Origin of the sequence: Zooshikella sp. RANM57 (assembly GCF_050749885.1) — a bacterium.
Classification (GTDB): domain Bacteria; phylum Pseudomonadota; class Gammaproteobacteria; order Pseudomonadales; family Zooshikellaceae; genus Zooshikella.
This window is the reverse complement of sequence record NZ_JBOIUB010000001.1, coordinates 510,875-531,821: the sequence shown is the minus strand read 5'-3', so window position 1 is coordinate 531,821 and position 20,947 is coordinate 510,875. Positions and strand designations below refer to the sequence as shown.

General features: G+C 39.5%; 16 protein-coding genes. 5 read left to right on the top strand and 11 right to left on the bottom strand.

Annotation, left to right across the window (positions count from 1 at the left end; genetic code table 11):
* Positions 1–169: 169 nt before the first annotated feature.
* From bufA2 to ACQ96U_RS01880, 5 genes are all read right to left on the bottom strand, one after another.
* A complete protein-coding gene (bufA2, locus tag ACQ96U_RS01900) occupies positions 170–433 on the bottom strand; it encodes a BufA2 family periplasmic bufferin-type metallophore (RefSeq protein ID WP_431719533.1) in 264 nt (87 codons plus the stop codon).
* A gap of 536 nt (positions 434–969) precedes the next feature.
* On the bottom strand, positions 970–1,104 hold the full coding sequence (locus ACQ96U_RS01895) for a hypothetical protein (protein WP_431719532.1): 135 nt from the start codon (positions 1,102–1,104) through the stop codon (positions 970–972).
* Positions 1,104–2,105: a cytochrome d ubiquinol oxidase subunit II gene (gene cydB / locus ACQ96U_RS01890; protein ID WP_431719531.1), complete on the bottom strand. Its 1,002-nt coding sequence runs from the start codon at positions 2,103–2,105 to the stop codon at positions 1,104–1,106. Before cydB ends, ACQ96U_RS01895 begins: the two co-directional genes overlap by 1 nt.
* A gap of 9 nt (positions 2,106–2,114) precedes the next feature.
* On the bottom strand, positions 2,115–3,515 hold the full coding sequence (locus tag ACQ96U_RS01885) for a cytochrome ubiquinol oxidase subunit I (RefSeq protein WP_431719530.1): 1,401 nt from the start codon (positions 3,513–3,515) through the stop codon (positions 2,115–2,117).
* Between the two features lie 5 nt (positions 3,516–3,520).
* Positions 3,521–3,667, bottom strand: coding sequence for a hypothetical protein (locus tag ACQ96U_RS01880; protein WP_431719529.1), 147 nt, complete (start codon positions 3,665–3,667; stop codon positions 3,521–3,523).
* A gap of 297 nt (positions 3,668–3,964) precedes the next feature.
* Between ACQ96U_RS01880 and ACQ96U_RS01875 the strand changes: the two genes are divergently transcribed.
* The 4 genes from ACQ96U_RS01875 (at position 3,965) to ACQ96U_RS01860 (ending at position 9,180) form a co-directional block, all read left to right on the top strand.
* Positions 3,965–5,869: an ATP-binding protein gene (locus ACQ96U_RS01875; RefSeq protein ID WP_431719528.1), complete on the top strand. Its 1,905-nt coding sequence runs from the start codon at positions 3,965–3,967 to the stop codon at positions 5,867–5,869.
* A gap of 3 nt (positions 5,870–5,872) precedes the next feature.
* Positions 5,873–7,264, top strand: a complete 1,392-nt coding sequence (locus tag ACQ96U_RS01870; RefSeq protein WP_431719527.1) for a sigma-54-dependent transcriptional regulator — start codon at positions 5,873–5,875, stop codon at positions 7,262–7,264.
* Positions 7,265–7,559: 295 nt separating this feature from the next.
* A complete protein-coding gene (locus ACQ96U_RS01865; RefSeq protein ID WP_431719526.1) occupies positions 7,560–8,171 on the top strand; it encodes a PH domain-containing protein in 612 nt (203 codons plus the stop codon).
* A 247-nt stretch (positions 8,172–8,418) separates the two neighbouring features.
* A complete protein-coding gene (locus ACQ96U_RS01860) occupies positions 8,419–9,180 on the top strand; it encodes a substrate-binding periplasmic protein (protein WP_431719525.1) in 762 nt (253 codons plus the stop codon).
* 83 nt (positions 9,181–9,263) lie between these two features.
* On the opposite strand, the gene ACQ96U_RS01855 is transcribed toward ACQ96U_RS01860, so the two are convergent.
* From ACQ96U_RS01855 to ACQ96U_RS01835, 5 genes are all read right to left on the bottom strand, one after another.
* Positions 9,264–9,845 carry a hypothetical protein gene (locus ACQ96U_RS01855; RefSeq protein WP_431719524.1) on the bottom strand — a complete coding sequence of 194 codons (582 nt, stop codon included), beginning with the start codon at positions 9,843–9,845 and terminating at the stop codon, positions 9,264–9,266.
* A gap of 452 nt (positions 9,846–10,297) precedes the next feature.
* The gene (locus ACQ96U_RS01850; RefSeq protein ID WP_431719523.1) at positions 10,298–10,885 is read right to left on the bottom strand and encodes a hypothetical protein; all 588 of its coding nucleotides are present in this window, start codon (positions 10,883–10,885) and stop codon (positions 10,298–10,300) included.
* A 648-nt stretch (positions 10,886–11,533) separates the two neighbouring features.
* Positions 11,534–13,063, bottom strand: coding sequence for a DHA2 family efflux MFS transporter permease subunit (locus ACQ96U_RS01845; RefSeq protein WP_431719522.1), 1,530 nt, complete (start codon positions 13,061–13,063; stop codon positions 11,534–11,536).
* Positions 13,064–13,072: 9 nt separating this feature from the next.
* On the bottom strand, positions 13,073–14,167 hold the full coding sequence (locus ACQ96U_RS01840; RefSeq protein ID WP_431719521.1) for an HlyD family secretion protein: 1,095 nt from the start codon (positions 14,165–14,167) through the stop codon (positions 13,073–13,075).
* 30 nt (positions 14,168–14,197) lie between these two features.
* Entirely contained in the window at positions 14,198–14,629 is a 432-nt protein-coding gene (locus tag ACQ96U_RS01835; RefSeq protein WP_431719520.1) for a MarR family winged helix-turn-helix transcriptional regulator, read from the bottom strand.
* 457 nt (positions 14,630–15,086) lie between these two features.
* On the opposite strand from ACQ96U_RS01835, the gene ACQ96U_RS01830 reads away from it, so the two are divergent.
* Positions 15,087–15,686, top strand: a complete 600-nt coding sequence (locus tag ACQ96U_RS01830) for a hypothetical protein (RefSeq protein ID WP_431719519.1) — start codon at positions 15,087–15,089, stop codon at positions 15,684–15,686.
* 166 nt (positions 15,687–15,852) lie between these two features.
* Here ACQ96U_RS01830 and ACQ96U_RS01825 read toward each other — a convergent pair whose 3' ends face one another.
* A complete protein-coding gene (locus ACQ96U_RS01825; protein WP_431719518.1) occupies positions 15,853–20,934 on the bottom strand; it encodes an OmpA family protein in 5,082 nt (1,693 codons plus the stop codon).
* Positions 20,935–20,947: the final 13 nt, after the last annotated feature.

Genomic DNA, 20,947 nt, shown 5'->3' with positions numbered 1-20,947 from the left:
TTATAATTATCGAGTAAATCACCACGTCATCTATGGTAAAAAATACCTGGATTTTTTTTAAATCCAGGTACACTCGCAAGCATTCAATGAAGGGTTGAAGGTTTCTTGACCTCAACTAAAGGGCACAAACACCCCAACCCTTAGAAACTTAAAAAGGTAAAGCTAATGCTTACTCCTTAACTGTACCACCTTTTTCTTTACACTCTTCTGCAGACATATTCAAATAACCCTGACCTTTACATGAGCCCATACCTTTACAGTCATTCGTGGCTGTCGCACAGTCATTGTGGCCTTTACAGCTATTGATTCCCCAGCATTTCACCTGATCAGCTTGACCTGACTGACCTGCAACAGCTAACTCCGCACCCATCGTAAACAAGCCTGCTGCAGCAACGGCTAATGCAGTACCACTTACTTTTTTCATTGTGCTCATAATAAAGTTCCTAAACTCTGCAATTAATCATTTGCAGCTCAACTTATTTTAAGAAAGACAAGCTTTCAGTACGCTGAAGTCAGCGTTTATACCCTAACTTATAGGCATAATAAGCTGTGCTACAGTTTTTTTGTTCACATGTAAAAAGTCATTCACATTGACTTTCAACTAAAGACAGCTAAGGAAAGAAAAAAATTTCATTGATTTTGGCTATTTTTTTCTTCATATGAAAATAGTCGAGTTTTTTTTGGAAAGCACGTTTAGTATCTACTTAAAATCAATATTACGACATGGTGTACAAACAACATGTATATTTATGATGTTTACTTTTGCTGACTAGATTCATTAAAAAATGGTTTTAGTGAAAACACCCATCAAATGTTAGGATGGTCTATATAAACAACTAAAAAAACGACTTTCCTTCAAAATGAAGTACTCAACATATACAGCAGTGTGGGGTTGTATAAAACAAAGTAGAGGTTAGCTTGCTAGCTACTGTTGATTTGGGTAGCTAGCAACTAGTGTATTGCAGAATGTTAGAAAATTAACCAGCGAACACCATACGCAAGCAACGTTGTGCCACTAATGCCGACAAGGTATAGCAACAAAAACCACCCCCAGGGATGCTGGATCTGATCCGTTGCAGGTTGCTCAATCGATTTTTTCATCATTAATACCCCCCGTCTAAAGTATCCAGCTTTCCGCTAAAGACCTTATAGCCAAACAAGGTATACGCCAAAATCACTGGCACTAATACCAGAACCCCAGGCAAGATAAAGTTTAAACTTTTAGCGGGTGCGATTGCTTCCCAAAGAGTAAGCTGCCAGGGAATTAAAAATGGAAAAACACTCACCACTAAACCTATAAATGACAAGCCAAAGACTCCAATTACCCAGGCGAAAGGCAACCATTCACGCTCAGTGGGGTGCATTAAACCACGCCAAGCACGCCAAAGTGCATACCCTGTCAATACAGGCAAAGGCGCTAGCCAAAGTATATTAGGAAAACTAAACCAGCGATCCATAATGCGTTCGTCCAATAACGTGGACCAACCACTCACCACACACAATAAAACAGCAATGACAGCCAACAAAATAAGTGCAAGCCCACGGCTATGCTGTTGAATCGCCCCAGAGGTTTTCCATACCAGCCACAAACTACCCAGCAAGGCATAACCCACCATCAACGCAAACCCTGTAAAGATGCTAAATGGCGTCAACCAACTCCACGAACTTATGGTGAGTTGCCCCTCTTCCAGCGTTAAGCCTTGCAGTAATACGCCTAGCATTAAACCCTGACAAAATGTTGCAATAGAAGAACCTGCAAAAAATGCAAAATCCCACCAATGCTTACTGGTGGTTGCTTTAAAGCGGTATTCAAAAGCAACTCCACGAAATATCAACGCCCAAAGCATTATCATAATGGGCAGGTACAAATGGCTAAGTACTAAGCTGTAGGCGGGTGGAAAAGCCGCAAAGAGCAAGACGCCTCCCAGCACCAACCATGTTTCATTACCATCCCAGATATGCTTAATACTGTTCATCATCAACAGACGCTCATCAGGCTGATACCAGGGATAAAGAATCCCTAACCCTAAATCAAAGCCATCCAGCACGACATACATAAATACGCCAAAACCCAGCAATAAAAACCAAACAATTGCCCAGTCCATAATCACTCCTTAGGATGGTGTGCCGGTTGTTGAAGATGAAGTAGCCAAATATGCCGCAGATTGTGTCTGCCTAGGCTCTTTTTCATTAGCATGAGCCTCTATAGCAGGCAAACGTTTTAATAGCTTGCGCATAAAGTAGAGATAAACTGCAAACAACAGGCTGTAGACCACCAAAAAGAGGATTAACGTGAATAGCACCCGCTGTTCAGGATGTGCAGATACCATCGCATTCGTTCTTAAGAAACCATGCACCAACCAAGGTTGCCGCCCTACTTCAACAACATACCAACCTGCCAGCGTCGCCACTAAACCCGCAGGTATCATCCACTGTAACCCTTTATGAAACCAGCGGGTGGTGTACAACGTACCCCGCCAGCGTAACCAGGCACCCATCACTGCTGCTAATAACATCAACACTCCAATGCCAACCATAATACGAAAACTATAAAATACGACAGCGACTGGAGGTCGTTCATCAGCGGGCACAGACTTCAACCCTTGTAATGTGCCTTCTGCGTCATGAGTTAAAATTAAGCTGGCCAGATAAGGGATTTTGACTTCAAAGTGGTTTGTTTCCTGCTGTTGTTCTGGTACAGCAAATAAGCGTAACCCTGCTCCTTGCTCGGTATCCCAAATCCCTTCCATAGCAGCGACTTTCATAGGTTGATGTTCAAGCACATTGAGTCCATGAAGGTCTCCAACCCACGCTTGCAGTGGTGCGAGTAGCAAAGCAGCCCATAACGCAACACTTAACCCCTTACGCGCCACAGGATTCTGTCGATCTTGACGTAGATGCCAAGCCGATACCCCTGCTATCAGGAAGGAAACGGTTAAGAAGGAAGCCAAGAGCATATGTACCAGACGGTAAGGGAATGAAGGATTGAATATCACTTCCATCCAACTCACGACCTGAAATACACCATGCTTATCTAATACTACACCTGCAGGTGTCTGCATCCATGAGTTGGCCGCCAATATCCAAAATGCTGAAATAATGGTACCGATTGCCACGATAACCGTTGCCACAAAGTGCATTCGCTCACTGACCCGGTTCCAGCCAAACAGCATAATGCCCAGGAAGCCTGCTTCTAGAAAAAAAGCGGTTAAAACTTCATACGTCAGCAACGGCCCTAATACCGTTGATGTTGCCATTGAAAACTGACTAAAGTTTGTACCAAACTCATAGGATAAAACGATGCCAGACACCACCCCCATGCCAAAGGTCACGGCAAAGGGTTTAATCCAAAAGAACAACTGTGCACGATAAACAGGGTTGCGTGTTTTCAGCCACAAGCCTTCCATAATGGCCAAATAGCTTGCTAAGCCAATCGTCACGGTGGGAAATAAAATATGAAAGCTGACTGTCCAGGCAAACTGGATACGCGATAACAAAGCACCATCAATTTCCATAGTGATTACCCCCTGCCTTGCTCACCTACCCCAACATCAGCGCGTCGACTTTGCAGCACTTGACGCCACTGGGCAACTCCTCCAGGAACAAGTGCCAGACTGATAATACAAACAACGGTCAGCAGGTCTTGCCACACAAGTGCAGAACTCATATGCTTCTCCTACAACTTATACTTCACGGTAATAAATTAAAAAGTTTTAATACCTTTAATTAATACAAATATCGTGCCATAAAAAACATATACTTCGATTACACTGATTTACATCAAAACACACCCAAGTAAACCCAACCTCTGTAAACCTCGTTTACAGTTTGGTAAGCTTACAACTGTCAACGTTGTTCACACTTCTCCTGATTGCAATGACCTAAGATGCCTTTCAACAATTTCCGCTGTTGATGGGTAACGTTCTATAGTCTTGTTTAAGGGAATATTCACTCTGGAAAACGAATGTCTTTATTGCTTGTTTTTAATGCAGCGATGCTGATTACGACACTGGCAGGTACTGTCGTTGGCAGCTGGCTTTGCTGGGGTATCAAAGAACCAGAACATCTTGCCTTACGACCGCTTGGGGGATTTTGCTTAGGGATGGCTATTTGGTGTGGTAGCCATGTATTACTTCAACACACAAACCCCGCCATAAGTCAGCTAGCTCTGCTGGGGTTACTGGCGAATCCTTTTATTCCAACGACTTTTTTGCACTTTGCTTTACTGTTTATAGCCCCAGGTGACTCACCTCAAAGACTTCAACATCGTTTACGTACACCAGTAGCAGTACTTTATTTACTGGCCCTGGCGGTCACCTTTATCAGTTTTAAAACAACAAATGCCGCCTTTCCAGCTTGGCTCGTATTTCCCGCATTTATTATGTTGGACTCTGCTGGCTGGTTAAACCTGTTCTATACCATTGTGGTGGGTGTCGTGGCCCATGCTATTTTAATCTGGGGCTGGCATATTAGTAGTGCCAATAAACGACGTTCAATTGTGGCATTATTTATTGCGGGTGGTTGGGGACTGGTACTCGCCAGCAGCTTTGTACTGCCATCTCTGGGTATAGCCTGGTTTCCCTACCCCATGCTACTACTTCCCAGTTATGTATTACTACTGGTCTATGGCATCGTGCGTTATCAGCTAGTAGTTGTTAATCGTTGGGCTGTACGTGCCGTATTTTGGCTATGTATTTTACTGGCATTATTACTGTTTATTACGTTATTCACCACAATAGCCGATTTGCTCGGGGTTAAACCATTCACTGATATCCCCCTTTGGGAACTCTGGCTATATTCCGCCTTTGTATTATTAGTTGGCAGTTCACTCTATCGACCTGCACAACGTTTAGCCGAAAAATTAATTTACCCCGGAGCTCAACTTCGCGAACAAACACTCCAATATTGGCTCTCAGAATTACAAAGCTGTGGTAGTTGGGACACCTTAAAACAAACCGCATCGCTTTTATTAGAAAAACATTTGACGATGCCTGTACATATTTGCTTTGAACACCCTAATGCATCGATCACGCTACCTACCTTGTACTGCCAACGTTATCACGAGGGTTGGCAACTTCATTTATTACATTGGGAAAATGCTACACCTGGCGCTGTTCATGTAGCAGAAATGTTCGGCACATTATTAGCCAGCAGTTGTCGTGGACTTCAACAACAACTTCACCTGGCAGAACAAACCCAACAACGCTTAAAAGAACAGCATTTAGTTGAATTAGGTGCGTTAGCTGCCGCCATGGCTCATGAGTTACGTAACCCACTCAATATTATTGCTATGGCAAGCACTCAATGTGATCAAACCACCCGCCAACATATAAAAATACAAATTGATCGGGCTGATCACTTAATTACAGATATGCTTTGCTATGCAGGCCCTTTAACATTGCAGCGAGAACCACTCACATTACATCCCTTTTGTCAGTCAATCGCCCATTTCATTGGACAGCGTTATCAAGTACCTATCACCATAGACGTCGCCACGGATCTCACCTTAAATGCTGACCGCCATCGTCTACAGCAAGTGCTGACTAATTTATTAGAAAATGCCGCCGCTTTTACCCGCAATATCACCAATGGTCAAATACATATTTCGGCAGTTAAAACAATAAACCACTCTTTACAACTTGGGATTCATAATAATGGCCCCGCCATTCCAGATGAAATCCAACAACATCTTTTTCAGCCTTTTATTAGTAAACGGCAAGGTGGTAGCGGTTTAGGTTTGGCTATCGTCAGACGAATTATGGATGCACACCAGGGACATGTTTGGCACACCCATAGTGAACAGTGGCCCTGTAGTTTTATTTGTGAATTTTCCCTCACCACCCTTGATGATCATGCGAGTAGAGAATAAAAAATGGCAGAGCAACCTATTTTAGAACATATTCTACTTGTTGATGATGAGCCTGCCTTTTGTGAACTTTGTAGCCAATGGCTACATCAAGCAGGCTATCACGTTGATAGCTGTCACGATATAGCGTCAGCTCAGCAACAACTACAACAAAAGACGTATAGTTTACTATTACTGGACTTAGCACTCCCTCCTTCTTTTACACCACAAGAAGGCCTAAAACTGCTTAGCATCATTAATTCTATCCCTGTCATTGTACTCACTGGACATGCAGATCGAGAACTGGCGCTAGCCGCTATTGCACAAGGCGCATGGGATTTTCTAGCCAAGCCTGTTGATCCCGACATGTTAGCCATTGTCGTCAAACGCGCTTTAACCAAGCGCAGCTTAGAAAATGAAGTACGACAGTTAAAAGCTCAACTTGCTGAGCAACAATCAGTACTGGGTTTAATTGGTGTTAGTCAGCACACTGAAATGCTACGCAACCTTATTAGCCGAATTGCTCCTACGGATGTATCCGTATTAATCAGCGGTCCCAGTGGTACCGGTAAAGAAGTAATAGCCAAAGCCATACACCAGTTGAGTCATCGCAAAAACCAACCTTTTATTTCAGTACACTGCGGTGCTATCCCCAGTGAATTATTGGAAAGTGAATTATTTGGCTATAAAAAAGGCGCTTTTACTGGAGCAGATCGTGATCGACAAGGTCTTTTAGCACTAGCTCACCAAGGCACATTATTTTTGGATGAAATTGGTGAAATGCCACTGAATATGCAAGTCAAATTATTACGTGTATTACAGGAAGGTAAATTCTACCCCGTAGGTGGCAGAGAAATTGTGTCGATTGATATACGTTTAATCAGTGCGACAAATAAAGATTTACCAAGTGCGGTAAACACAGGTGTTTTTCGTGATGATCTCTATTATCGGCTTAAAGGTATTACAATTAATACCCAACGTCTTGCAGACCGGCCAGACGATATTCCGGTTTTAGCTCAACACTTCTTACAACGTTACAGCCAGAAACACCAGCGCCCCTTACAACTGGATGCTAATGCTTTACACTGGTTTATTACCCAATCCTGGCCAGGCAATGTGCGAGAGTTAAAAAATACCCTGGAAAGTGTCGCCGCCATTGCTCAACAGTCCATTATCGGTATAAGTGATATAGAGTTTCTCAATGGTAATAAATTTTCTCAATCGTCAACGACTATGCCTGAGCTCTCTGATGAAACCCTTGAGAATCAAGTAAGACATTTAGAGATACGATTAATCCTTGATGCATTACAACAATTTCAAGGCAACCGAACACATGCTGCCCGCAAATTAGGCCTATCCCGTCAGGGATTGTTAAAAAAGATGGAACGCTATGGCATTCAGGATATAGATCACAGTTAGCAATTGCCTATAAAAATAATTTGTAAGGCTGAGTAACGCTCGTAGAACTGTTCACTGTAAATGAAACAACCAATTATCCAAGGAGGGATTCATAGCATGTTCGAAGAGTATTATGCGATCTTTGAACAAAGAGGCTTTAGAAAAAGGCTTATTAAGTCGTTAAATTTAAAACTCTTGTTTTGTGCTATATTGACCAAATTAGTACACGACAACTGGTTCAGCAAAATAAAGTATGTCACCCTTATCTAACATGTAATAACACAGTTTAAGACTACTTATCACTCAGGAAGATTGTATGTTCAAACGTGTAGCGGCCGATGCTTTAGGATTAAGTGATATTGGAGAAATCATTGATCCACAGGACTTTGATAAAGTTGATGCTGATGATTATGTCATGCACGAAGATAGCGAAAAAATCTATTTTTTGATCAAATCAAAAACAGATGAGTATTGCTTTACCAACCTCGCACTTATTCACCTTGATGGTACGAGCGCACTTAGTAAGAAAAGATTATTAAAGCGTTTTAGTTATTATGACCACGACATTCGTGATGTCCTGCTTGAAACTGCAGGTACAGTGGACTTAGATGCCGAAATTAAATTCTCAATAGGAAGTACACCTTACTCAATCGATGTCAAAAAAACTCAAATTGAGCATCTGAAAGATTTATACAAAACCTTGTACACAATCAGTTCTATCCAAAAAGAAAATAGCTATCATTATCGCAACGCCGAACGCAGTATAGAAGTTGCATCAAATACAGTACATCGCTCCTCAAGCGCAACCACTCTCGAAGATCAGTTTAAAGAAATCAACCAACATACCTTCAACTGGCTCCATTCTGCTCGCAAAGCCTATTGTCGTAAAGATTTTAGTGAAGTTTTCGAAAAATACATTAATAGCTAATATAAATACTTAGGGTTTCATTTTTCTGGTGAAGCCCTAGCTAAACAGTTTATTTACCTCCCCACTTTATCATCTAACAAACCCTTTTAATGAGTTTCTTCACAAGCTTACATTAAATCAAAGAAACATTTTTTTAGTTTACGAGTTAACCTTTTTGCAAACTCAATTTTTTATTTAAGCTACTATAAATAGAGGCACATAAATATGCTTGGAATACAAACTCTCATTCAATAATTGGCTAAATCGTATGAAAAAAATCTTATTACTATTCACAGGAATATTAATATCAGGTCATTTACTAGCGGACAAACAGATAAACATTTGTACTGATAACAACTTTTGGTATCCCTTCACCCTGGTAAAAGAGGATATTCCCGCAGGTATACATATTGATATTATAAGCAAAGCGCTCAACAATTTGGGATACCAACCCAACTTCAAAGCATTGCCCTGGAAGCGTTGTCTTGACCAAGCAAAACAAGGTGAGTTTGATGCAGTAGCTACAGCATCTTATAATGAAGATCGTGCTTCTTTTATGTATTACCCTGATGATGCTGCTTCGGCAAGTAAATCTTCTCACCGGGTTATGCAAGTTGAGTATGTAGTGGTCACAGTAACATCAAATGATTATGAGTTCGATGGTAACCTGCAATCTTTACCCACCCCTATTAGAGCACCTCGTGGCTATTCAATTTCTGAAGACCTCAAAAAAGAAGGCTTAAATGTTGATGATAAAGCATCTGGTGATGAAAACAATATAAAGAAGCTATTAAGAAATAATAAAGGGTCAGTCGTTACAATTCCAGAAGTGGTAAATGTGTTAAGTAAACAATCAACCTACACAGGCAAGTTAAAAATAAGCTCAAAACCTATAAAGTCTAAGTCTTACTTTATGCCATTTTCAAAAGCGAGCAATATAGCAAGAGAGCAACAACAAGCTATTTGGAATGAAATTGCTAAAGTACGAGATGATACTGATTTTATGTCAAAAATCGCTTCAAAGTATTAATACTTCACCTATTAGTACATGCTACAATGACTGTATGATCCCCCTTAATTTTTTTATGAGGGGGATCGATTTTACTAAATATGTTAGCTTAGTTGACTGCTTGATCGTTTTTGCCACAACAGAGCAATCAAACCAATAAGGCCAAGTATGTGCATATTAGGTTCTGTAACTTTTGTATACGACACCGCATCTAATAGCAGATGCCCATAAGATCCCCCTAACAGGTTTTGAATAGCCAGAGCGCCATTCTCCGAGCCAGTAAACTCATAACTAAAAGAATGCCATGTCCCTGTTTGACCAGACATACCATCAGCAAAATTTCCTTCATATGGCCAATTAGGAAACAATAATAGTGCTCCTTGAGCAGCTTCTGTTAGCAAATACTTAAACGTTAATCGATCACCTTTTGACCACTCAAGGTCAGTCCAAATTAGTGCTGCACCGATGGGAAGCACTGCAAAATATTCACCAGATGCAGGGTTGTAAACTTGTCCTGCCGGGTCAGTAAACGATTGTACAATAGTAGGAGCTTCTAGACCTACCTCATACATTCGATCACCAAGTTCTCCATCTTCAAAATCATCTTGTAACAATAATGCTTGTGCATTACTTATCCAACCAATCATGATGAGACACGCCATTAACGCCTGAATTTTTTTTTGCATAGTTAATCCTCTTAATTCACTACCATTCTCAAACAAAACTTAATGGCTTAAAAGTATACAAAATATTCAATATAGTTGTTGATACAAAACCATATTTTTTGTAAGGATTAACATCCTTAACTAAATTAGTTATATAATTTGAGCAGTCACACATTCATCAACAGAATAAAGTATAAGAAACATAATTATATGCTTACACATTTTTACAATGGAAGGCTTGAACACACTTAGATTCGATATGGAGGTCGCTGTTTGTCAAGGTAGTTGCCGCATCCATGCAGCAAACAGTTCGATGTGCATTATTCATAGTTTACTACCAGAGATATACATCGAAATATTATAGGTGTTCATTTAATGATGAGGTAGAACAAAATGTGGATTTGTTGTACTTTCTTATTTGCACAACTAAATCACGTTTTTTAGAGGTATTCTATTTTCTCACCGACTCAAATTTATTGAATAATTTTCTCAAAAAATGCAGTTGAACGTTGTTCGAATGCTTGTATAAGCTCGTTACTCACTCGTCCATTTTGTATTTTATCACAAGGAATAACTTCAGCGTAATACATTGAGAAAAGTCTTCTATCATTCGGAGGCATTACTCGTATATAACCTTTTTCAATAAAACAGTTCTTTGTTCCCTCATTACAAAATGTAGATACATAGTAATGAGTAGAATAGTTTTTACCTTTTACAACACTGTTCCCATAATTAAAATACTCTTCATCCTTTAATGTTCTAGAAAAAGACAAGTTTGTTTCATAAAAATAAAACGAAAGCAGTTTTTCCTTTTTGCCTTTTTGATCGTAAGTAGCGAAAGCATATTTCTCTTTCTTACCATAATCGCCACTAAAGCCACTTACTCGATTAAAAAAACCACCACCAGAAGAACTGTTTACAAGTTTAAAATCATTTGGAATCTTGACATCAATTTTTGGCGAGATATTAGACGTTAAAACATGATTTTCATAATTACGTTGAATTTTAACACCACAACCTGAAACCATAAAAAAAAGCAAAAGAACTATAATCTTATTCATACAAATTTAACTCAATCATCCACGACAAAAAATATGAATTGGTCAAAAAATTTCGCGGATAATAACACCCAAAATGACGCCTACAAACCTCAACAACCATAATCATTGATTTAGCTCAAACCAATCCTTCAACTGCTATAAATAACTCAAAATTATTTTGAGAAAGTACTCAGTTTTATTCTGACAAGACTATCTTTTCTTTATATATTCTTTACCGGAATATTTTTACTTTAATAAAAAACAGCCTACAGCGCAAAATTTACAAAACAAACCCTAAAAATTACAAACAATAATATTCACAAAAAATAAAAACATTTATTCACCCTTAAATACACTTATATTTAGCCACAGTGAACCCACGTTTATCGCTATCTTACAGATTTTGATTAAGGGTACCTCTAAAAATGCACCTCATGCATGCCATATCACTTCTACAGAGCCTGACTATATAATAAACAACCAGATCGTTTGCGACTATTTAGACCTTTTTGATATTACTGCTTTCATATTAATATAGCACACCGAAACACACATAAGAGTCCACTGACATCACAGCAGAGTAACTTAGCAACGGTTGTATTTCTTCGGATACACACCAATGACCAACAAAGGCTGGATAACTCAGGTCGAACTGTTTCTAAGGTACAATTATTTACGATTCCCCTGATTTGTCCCCTGCAGCAAAAAGGTTAATGGCAAGGCCGCTAATGTAATCCACATCATTAGTCGAAAATCCTGCAAATACGCTAAAATAGTTGCCTGTCTAGAAACTTCACCATTAATAGCCATTAGCCCTTGCTGAGTTATTAAATTATATTTGCCTACCTCTGTGGCATGTTTCAACGCCTGATTAAACGGATTAATAAAGTCAGCAAATGAAGCATGGTTGGCTTGCACCATTTGTGCAAGATAAGTAATGACTAACGATATACCAATACTACTGCCAATATTTCGCATAAGACTAAATAATGCTGTACCTTCATTTCGATATTGCGGCGCTAGCGTTGCAAACGAAATTGTTGATAGCGGAACAAAAATAAACCCTAATCCTAAACCTTGAATAACACCCGTACGCACAATATCCCAACCAGAGATATTCATATTAAAACATGTCATTTCCCATAGCGAAAAACTGATTAAAATAAGGCCAAGGAAAATTTTATATCTGACATCAATTCTACCTGAAAGCTTGCCTACTGCCATCATCGCAACCATAGTACCCATACCGCGTGGAGCTAATAAATAGCCCACATCGATCACCGGGTAGCCCAGTAAATTTTGCATAAATGGCGGTAGCAACGCCATTGTTGCCAGTAAAATAATACCGACAATAAATATAAATATTAATCCAACACTAAAATTTCGGTCTTTAAAAATGGCTGGTTCAATAAAGGGGTGATCATGCGTAAAAATATGCGCGATGAAAAGATAAAAGCCAAAACCTGCTAACATCGCTTCAATAATGATTTCAGTACTGGAAAACCAATCAAGCGTTTCACCACGATCAAGCATCATCTGTAATGCACCAATGCTAAGACTCAAAAAGGCAAAACCCAAAAAATCAAAACGACGTGAACGGTTGATAGGCGTTTCATTCACAAACGCTGCCAACCCAAACCATGCTAAAAGACCAAAGGGAAGGTTAATATAAAAAACCCAACGCCAACTGTAGTATTCTGTTAACCAGCCGCCGAGTGAAGGACCAAGAATAGGCCCAACCATGACCCCTACCCCCCACATAGCCATTGCAGAACCATGTCGTTCAACAGGGTAAGTATCCAGTAACACCGCTTGTGATAGTGGTACCAGACTCGCGCCAAAAACCCCTTGTAACAGTCGAAATACCACAATTTGCGTTAAACTCTGGGCTGCACCACATAACATTGACGCAATAGTAAAGCCAATCACCGACCAAATAAAAACGCGTTTACGCCCTAGCTTCGCACTTAAAAAACCAGTTAAGGGCATAAAAATAGCAGCCGCCACAATATAGGAAGTTAACACCCAGGAAATCTGATCTTGGGTTGCCCCCATCGCACCCTGCATATGTGGAAGCGCAACATTAGCAATCGTTGTATCCAACGCCTGCATAATCGTCGCCAACATCACAGAGATGGTAATCAGTCCACGATGAGCGTTAGCTTTAGGCTCTGAGGTCACACTCGCTATACTAGTCATCTCATTCTCCTATAATGAGAGACCTAATAGAGTACGACGATGTCCCGTATCCACTTCAACAATAGCACTTAATCCAGCCCGCAACTGTCGTTGATCAAGAGGATCATTTATTTTAATTCTGACGGGTACGCGCTGACTAATTTTCACCCAATTTCCTGTCGCATTTTGCGCAGGTATCACGGAAAACTCTGCGCCCGTTGCAGGACTCAAGCTTTCTACGGTACCAATCCAGACTTTATTAGGATAAGTATCAACACGCACCTCAACCGATTGTCCAGGATTAATATAGGTTAAGTCCGTTTCCGTAAAATTAGCTTCAACCCATAAGTTATCAATGGCAATCAGTGCAAGTGCTGTTGAGCCTGCTGTCACATACTGACCTGGCTTAGGAAGTTTAGTCACAATTCCTGTTTTTGAAGCTTTAACGGCTGTTCGCTGTAAATCTAATTGAACCTGTGCTAACGCTGCTGAAGCCACACGAAAACGAGGATGTTGTTCTATAGGCAAATCAACACTTCCACCTAATGAGTCTGCAATACGTTTTAGATCTTTTTCCAAAACAATAATCTGCTGCTTTGCAAGGTCTGCACGTTGTTTAACATCATCAAACCGTGATGTTGAAACAAAATGTCGCTTAAGCAAGTCAGCCTCTCGGTGTAATTCTTTCAGCGCAAACGCATACTTGGTCTGTGCTAAAGTAATTTCTGCCTGTTTTTCTCTATAACTGGCTTTCAGTGCTTTTAAATCTGTTCGAACCTGTGCCAAATTTGCTTCCGCTTTAGTAACACGCACCTGAAAGGGCTCAGGATCTAAGCGAAATAATAAATCGCCAGCATTTACATATTGGTTTTCACTGACTAAAACATCGACAACAGCACCAGATACTTCTGCTGCAACAGGAATCATATCAGCTTTAACATAAGCATTATCCGTTTCTACATAACGCCCACCCATCAAATACATAACACCAATGGCTAATAATGTAAGGACAGGTACGACAATCAGCAGTAACAAGCGTCTAACTTGACGATTGAATGGACGTATCACTTTAAGTGAAGCAGCTTCCTGCACAGAGGGTGCATGATGGGTTTCAGCATGACTCATAAACGTGTTGACCCAATAACAAAATATTCATTAACTTCGTGAGCAAAGATTCTCCCGCATTGTTTTTAATGCAAAAAAAAGTGTTGCTACCTGTTCTTGATTCAGCCCTGCTAAAGCTTCAGACTGAACCTCTGCACCAAACTGACGGATTTTAGTCAAATGATCACCTGCTGCCGGCCGCAAAAAAATTTGGTGAGCCCGGCGATCGTTAGGATCAGGACGTCGCTCAACGAGATCAACTTCAACCAGTTGATCGATTAATCGCGCCAGGGTAATAGGTTTTACTTCCAACATTTCTGCCAGGTCAATTTGGCGTACGCCTTCAAAACGTGCGACATAAAGTAATAAACGCGCCTGGGCTAAAGTAAGTCCACAGCCTTCGATTCGCTGATAAGTTTGTCGCATTAACCTTGAGATATCAGCAAGTAGAAAGCCTAAGCTTTCCTGTTGTTCCAGAGCCATGAATCACCTTATCAGTATTAGTAAGCATTGCTTATTATATGTGTTACTTATTATTTTTCAATATGTACACTACGCAAAGTCGAACATCTGCAAAACTTATTAAACTCTTTACTTGTGATGAACATGCTATAAAAACGTTTGTGATTTTTTAAAATTTGTTAATCACGTTAATTTCCACATGCATCTTTTTTGGGAACAACAAAAAACCAAAACACTCACACCCTAAAATGACGTACTTTTTTTAAGATTATTTTTTGCAAAGAGTATAATGACGAATAGTATTTTAAAGACCAAACAGTCAAATAAAGTTTCTAACATTTGCGAAACTTTTTAAATTAAGCGCTATATTGAATCATAATAAAAGCTTTTTAAGGGAAACACTTAGGAATTGATTTTAACCTTTAACCCTTTTTCTTAAAAAAATAACTCATGACAGGTCTATCTTGGAGATAACATTATGCTTAGAAGGACCACTCAATCTCTATTTAGGCCGTTAACAATCGTCAAACGGAGCATAAGTTATCAGGTAAGTCCTACATCCGTGAATAATATTCGAAATGCGCGGAAACAATCACAACATATGGACAGTATCTTTAGCCAGATAGAACACCATGAATCACAACAAGATCAAAGAATGCGGCAACGCGCTCAACGACTTGAACAACGAGCTACTACATCACAAGGTTTTCTACACCCTGAGTTTACTGCACATAACTTATACCGTGTAATGAAAGCGAATAACCCTGAATTCACGATTACAAAAGATTCTTCACAAAACTACTATGATCACACAACCCAGAAAGCAGGACTTATTGAACCTGAAAAGTTTGAGAAAGTGGATATGATCGCACATGAAGCACAACACCATTTGGATAATCTGACCAATCCTAAATTTCACGAAATGCATGTTGTGGATAAAGAGTATTCTGCATTCTCTTCACAGTTTGAAGTTGCCAAACAATTAGGAATTAAAGCCAATATGCCTTTCCCTCAAAGCCCATTACAATCCGCAGAAACCTATCGAGAAAAAAGCACAAGTCGTTTTAAAAAGCTCTAAAAATACACCTGTTGTCAAGATAGTTACCGCATCCTTGCGGCAAACAGTTCGATGCGCATTATCCAGCCTTTGTCTGATCACGGCCTACATCGAAATACCACAGCGGTTCATTTAATCATGATTGAGGTATCGCCTATAGTGAGTTTACAAGGTTTATATCATAACATTACTCACTAAACACTTGGGCCTCTGGCTTCTCTGGTTTTTCAATCCAGTCTTTAATGGCTATTTTTTGATAATTATACTGACCTTTTTTATCCAGTTGGGTATAAAAATACCATTTAACGGCCGGTTCATTAGTTGGTAATTTAGGTAGTTTATCTTTAGTCAGGTTAAATTTTTCACCATTACGCTTCATATCCTGCAAAATATCAATAAATTTTTGCTCCGCGGCTTTGAGTACTTCGGGATCTTTTGCGTTGGCAGCCCAGGGCGCAACGGATTCATCCGTCCACTTTTTCGGCGCGGGAATATAAAAGAAACAATCATCATCGTCATGTTGAGGAGCTTTAAAATGTTCATCATTAAGACCTGACTCCCCCTGGCTCTTCATATTTCTAATCCAGAATTTAAAGTCATGCATTTTACCAGTATCAAGCTCGATTTTATCTTCATCAAGCAAACCAAATAAATCCCAAAACCCAGTATGCCCTGCTTTATTCCCAAAAGGTCGAAGACCATTTATTTGATGCCCTGCGGGTGCTTTATAACTCAATTTACTCACACTCGCATAAACATGAAATGTGAGCGTTTGCTTTGGTTGAAAACCGGCTGTATTTGTTTTTGTCATACCCGTACGGATGATTTCTAGCATCTGCTGTTTTTGTATCTTTTCATCCGTCATAAGCATTTTTATCAATTCGCGTGAGCGATAATGTTTTTCATATACATCTTCTGCCAGTATATTTTGAGCAAGAGCGCTAATTTTTAACAACTTGATCGTCGATTTATCAGCATTAATGGCATACGTATAACGTTCACTATTACCATAACCGACGGTTGTAACATCATACTTTGCCTCTACTTCAACCTGACCGACATAAACAAGCTGTCCTTTAATTTCAGGTCCTAAGGTTGAACCATTGGATTCTTCAGACAAGTTGACTGTATAAGACAATAGATCAGAACGGTGTTTCATTTCCTTATATTTTTGGGTATCCAACTTATCTGCAAAGACCAAAATACCCAGGTCAACTTCATCATTCCAATCAAAATCATCAAGCTTGTCCTGATGCTCTACCCCTTTATTCTTACCACTAAATGGCGTACCACTTAAACAATACGCATACTTCGACGACATAAAGAATGGGCCTTGATTACGCACACGTAACAAAGGCGCACCAATCGTATTACCTGTAAATAATTTGGGGTACTGATAAATACGCTCTTTTGATTTGAGAAATTCTTTATCAAACAGCAAATGCTCAAAGTGTTGGTCTTTAACATGTTCGCCCTCTGGATCCCAAATAGGATTATTTCGCGAACTATCCACTGAAAGCATAAATTGACTGTTTAAACTAATGTTAGGCGCATCTTTTACTAAACGCTCATACATTTCAACACCAAATCTAACCGTTGAAGCAACACCGGTTGTGTATTTAAGAATATCAATTACCGGTAAACTCCCATCTTTCATCAATTTATAGTAGTCGGCATCCTGGCCATCAATGCTAATTGGCCTTACCAGTCGTGTACTGCGCGTATCCCGACCGACTTTAACCTCATATTGATAGTGCATGGTGATACATTGCTCATTAGTATTCCATTGCGCCCAATCAGCGAGATAAACTGTTGAACTGCTCATAGGTTTGGTGCCTTTGATGATTTTATGTTCACCAAACTTAAATCGCGGATAAAAGATGGCACCGTAGTGATCTTTAAAGGCTTGTTCTTCTGTTAATAGCTCACCGTCATCAAACTTCTGAGTGATATCAGTGTAAGCAGGGCCTTCATTATCAGGCCAACCCGTATTCACACGAATGGGTTTAACACAAATAGGTAATGGCCGCTCTATGGTACGATTTGCATTTTTATCACCATCTTCATAATAGTCAGTATTGATGGTTTTATACTCTTCATCCCGACGTAGTACGATAATAATGCGTATTTCATCTAACGGAGAAATCGGCTTATTATCCGTGCGTTGCAAGTATTTATCCAGCCGTTCCCATTCCGTTTTTTCTTGAGTACAAGGCTTAATATAAATGGCCGTATATTTATAGATACCTTGGTCTAATCCCGCATAAGATAAATCCATTGTCGAAATGAGCGCCTCAGCACTGCTACTTCCCATATTATGAATAGGAAAACACCGCTGGAAGTTTACAGGAATCATGTTCTTATCAATATTCGCCGGTCCTACTGGCAAAAACATACCATTAACACTGATAGAATGTGATTCATGATTTTTCTTTAAAGCCTGTTTACTGTAATTTTCAAACTGTGTCATTAACAAAGCGGGGTTACTTTTCAACGTAACATTATCTTCCCAGATGTCTTCCATCCCCAAATAATCCATCCAAAACTGGTCCAGCGGATAATTCTGATAAGTATCATTTGGGTAAGGCCATTCTTTATTCAATACAAACAATTCGATAAATTTATCAATTTGATATTTTTTCAAGCCACGCTGATAACGATTCCAATCTAGTTCACGGGTATTTTTCAGAAAACTAAAGGTAAAGTCATATTCATGCGCAACGCGAACCAGCAGCTTAACTAAACTATTCAACACTTCAGCACGAATTCGATATTGGTTATTTAAATATTTAACGTAGTCGATTTCGCCTTTTTGTGGACTGTAGTTGGTAATAAACGTCCTATTATATTTTGATTTTTTTTCCAGATCACCTTCCAGTTTATTATAGGCAATATACTCATTAATAAGATTATCATGAAATAAATCATCTAAATGCTGCGCGACCGAGACCATGGTTTTAGAAGCTTCTCGAACAATTAAGATACAATTCGCGATTAACATCGTCTGCGGCACCATGGTTAATACGCCACATGCAGAGTCAAATAGCGTCCAAAGAAAATCACTGACGGCCTGTTCATAAGCACAATAAGCCGCCACCTGTTGCTGACGGGTTTGCTCCAGGTTATACATCGCTTCTCGTGAAGGACGAAAGATCCGCTCGCCACAAGGCACACTGATCATTAACTCAACACGCCGACTTGCTGGTAAATCAACCGTCTTATCCTTCTTACGCACAGGACGTGTTTCACCATGCCAGGTAATGGCCATGTTATCCGTCGCTATCCCGTTTTGCTCTAATTGCTGCTTGATATGCAATACACGCCGGCGTGATAAATCATCGTTATAGTGATCCGTACCTTCTGGGCTGGCATGCCCTTCTAACCCAATCTGTGCATCTGGTCGGGTAAGAAGCTGTTTAATTTTATTAAAGGGCAGATCTGCCGTGTAGTCTTCATCATATTCAAAAATTAAGGCCGTTCGCATAATATAGCGACCTTCTTTAAACCCGGATGTCACTTTCGATGTCGTTGACGTAAGCTTAGTTATTTCTTCTAATTGTTGCTGAGCCTGTTTAAAATCTTCTGTGGCAGATTCCCCTACTTTTTCTTCATACAGTGCCAGTGTTTCATCAAAAAAAGCTTTACTATCCTCAGCAGCCTCTCTCTTCTCGTTAACCTCAAGGCAGCTATTAATAACACCTTTAACATCCATTGCAAAATTATAAGCCGCAAATGCTCGTGTACCAAAGTGAATAAACCTGGGGTTAATCCCAATACGCGTGCCGTTAAGCCATGTATTTTCAAAGTCTTTAATCCACTTTTCCGCTTCCTTTAAGGCATTTTTACCTGGCGCGAACCACTCAGGCAGGTTATAAATTTGTTTAAGTTTTCCAAACTCAATATATTGCCTTTCCTGCAAACTTCGTAGAACCTCCATTGTGCCAACACGGCGACCAGCATGAGTAGTATTGTTAAGCAAGTGCATTGCGCGTGCTATTTGATCTTGACGCCGGATATATTTTTGCTGACTGGATAATGCATCTTTAAAATCACCCCAGGACTTCCACAATGCTTGACTATCAAAACCAAGACGTACGATAAGTGCAGCATCTGTATGGCCTTGCTCAGTTAATACATTCTCTAAAAGTTGGCCTGCACTTTCCAAGTAACTGGTATAACTGGTACCCGGCTTCTTTTCACTTGGATCAGGGTTAGGATTATTGGCATAAGCTGTTGCTTTACTTTGGTCCTGATGTATTGTCGTTATGACACCCTGTAAAATCGACGAATATTCATGACGCACACTAATATCATGCATATAACTGGACAAGCCAGGACGAACATCCTGTTTTAAGTTACCACTGGACATTTCACGGGTTATTTTTATAGTATCGCGAAACACATCTGGGAATTGCTTAATAATAGTTTCTTCAAGGCTGACAGGGTCAGCATTGATAAGACAAATATCCGCGGTTGGTAGCCTAACATTGAATTTTATTTGTTCTTTTAGCTCGTAATAGTACTGGCCACTTTCATTTTTAAAATAAGAATAATTTCCTTTATCAATAATACTGTTTGCCTCTTTAAGAAAAGTAACCCTAATATTATAAAGTCCCTCATTACTTGCTACTTTATCACTTACCAAAAAAGCAAATGGCATTATTCCATCTTTGTAGGTAACAGAAAAACTTTGACTTGGTATAAATGGAGTATTATGTCGCCAAATATGTACCGTAGCACCATCAAACAACTTAGATTGTGAAAAAGCAAATATCACTAAAGTGATTCGTGGAATTACAATTCCTTCATAAATATAATCATAAGGTTTGTTTGATTCCTCAGGCTTCTCAAGCATTTTCTGTTCAATTTTAGTATTAACCTTGACACTAATACAAGTATTAAGCTCTTTTTTACCTATAAGCTCTTCAATTTTTTCTAAGAATAAATCAGAACCATAACCTGCATAGAGTTGTGCAATCACTTCTAAAGGAGGGAAGTATAACTTGATTTCATCATCATTAGGAAAAGTTCTAATACGACAACCTAAAGTAAAGTCTCCATTAACTTGATCAATAAAACCTTCTTCATTCGTCGATAATAAAGCTGTTTTATCTTCTTTACCTACTACAGGACTTTCTGCCAGCAATAACATATTGGGGATAGGCCGTACCGTGCCAGGCTTAATATCACCTGAATGCAGTTCCATCTCAGCAGAAAAAAGATAACGCTCTTTAATAAAGCGACATTCATTTAATTTTTTTTTGCTCATATATAATACTGCT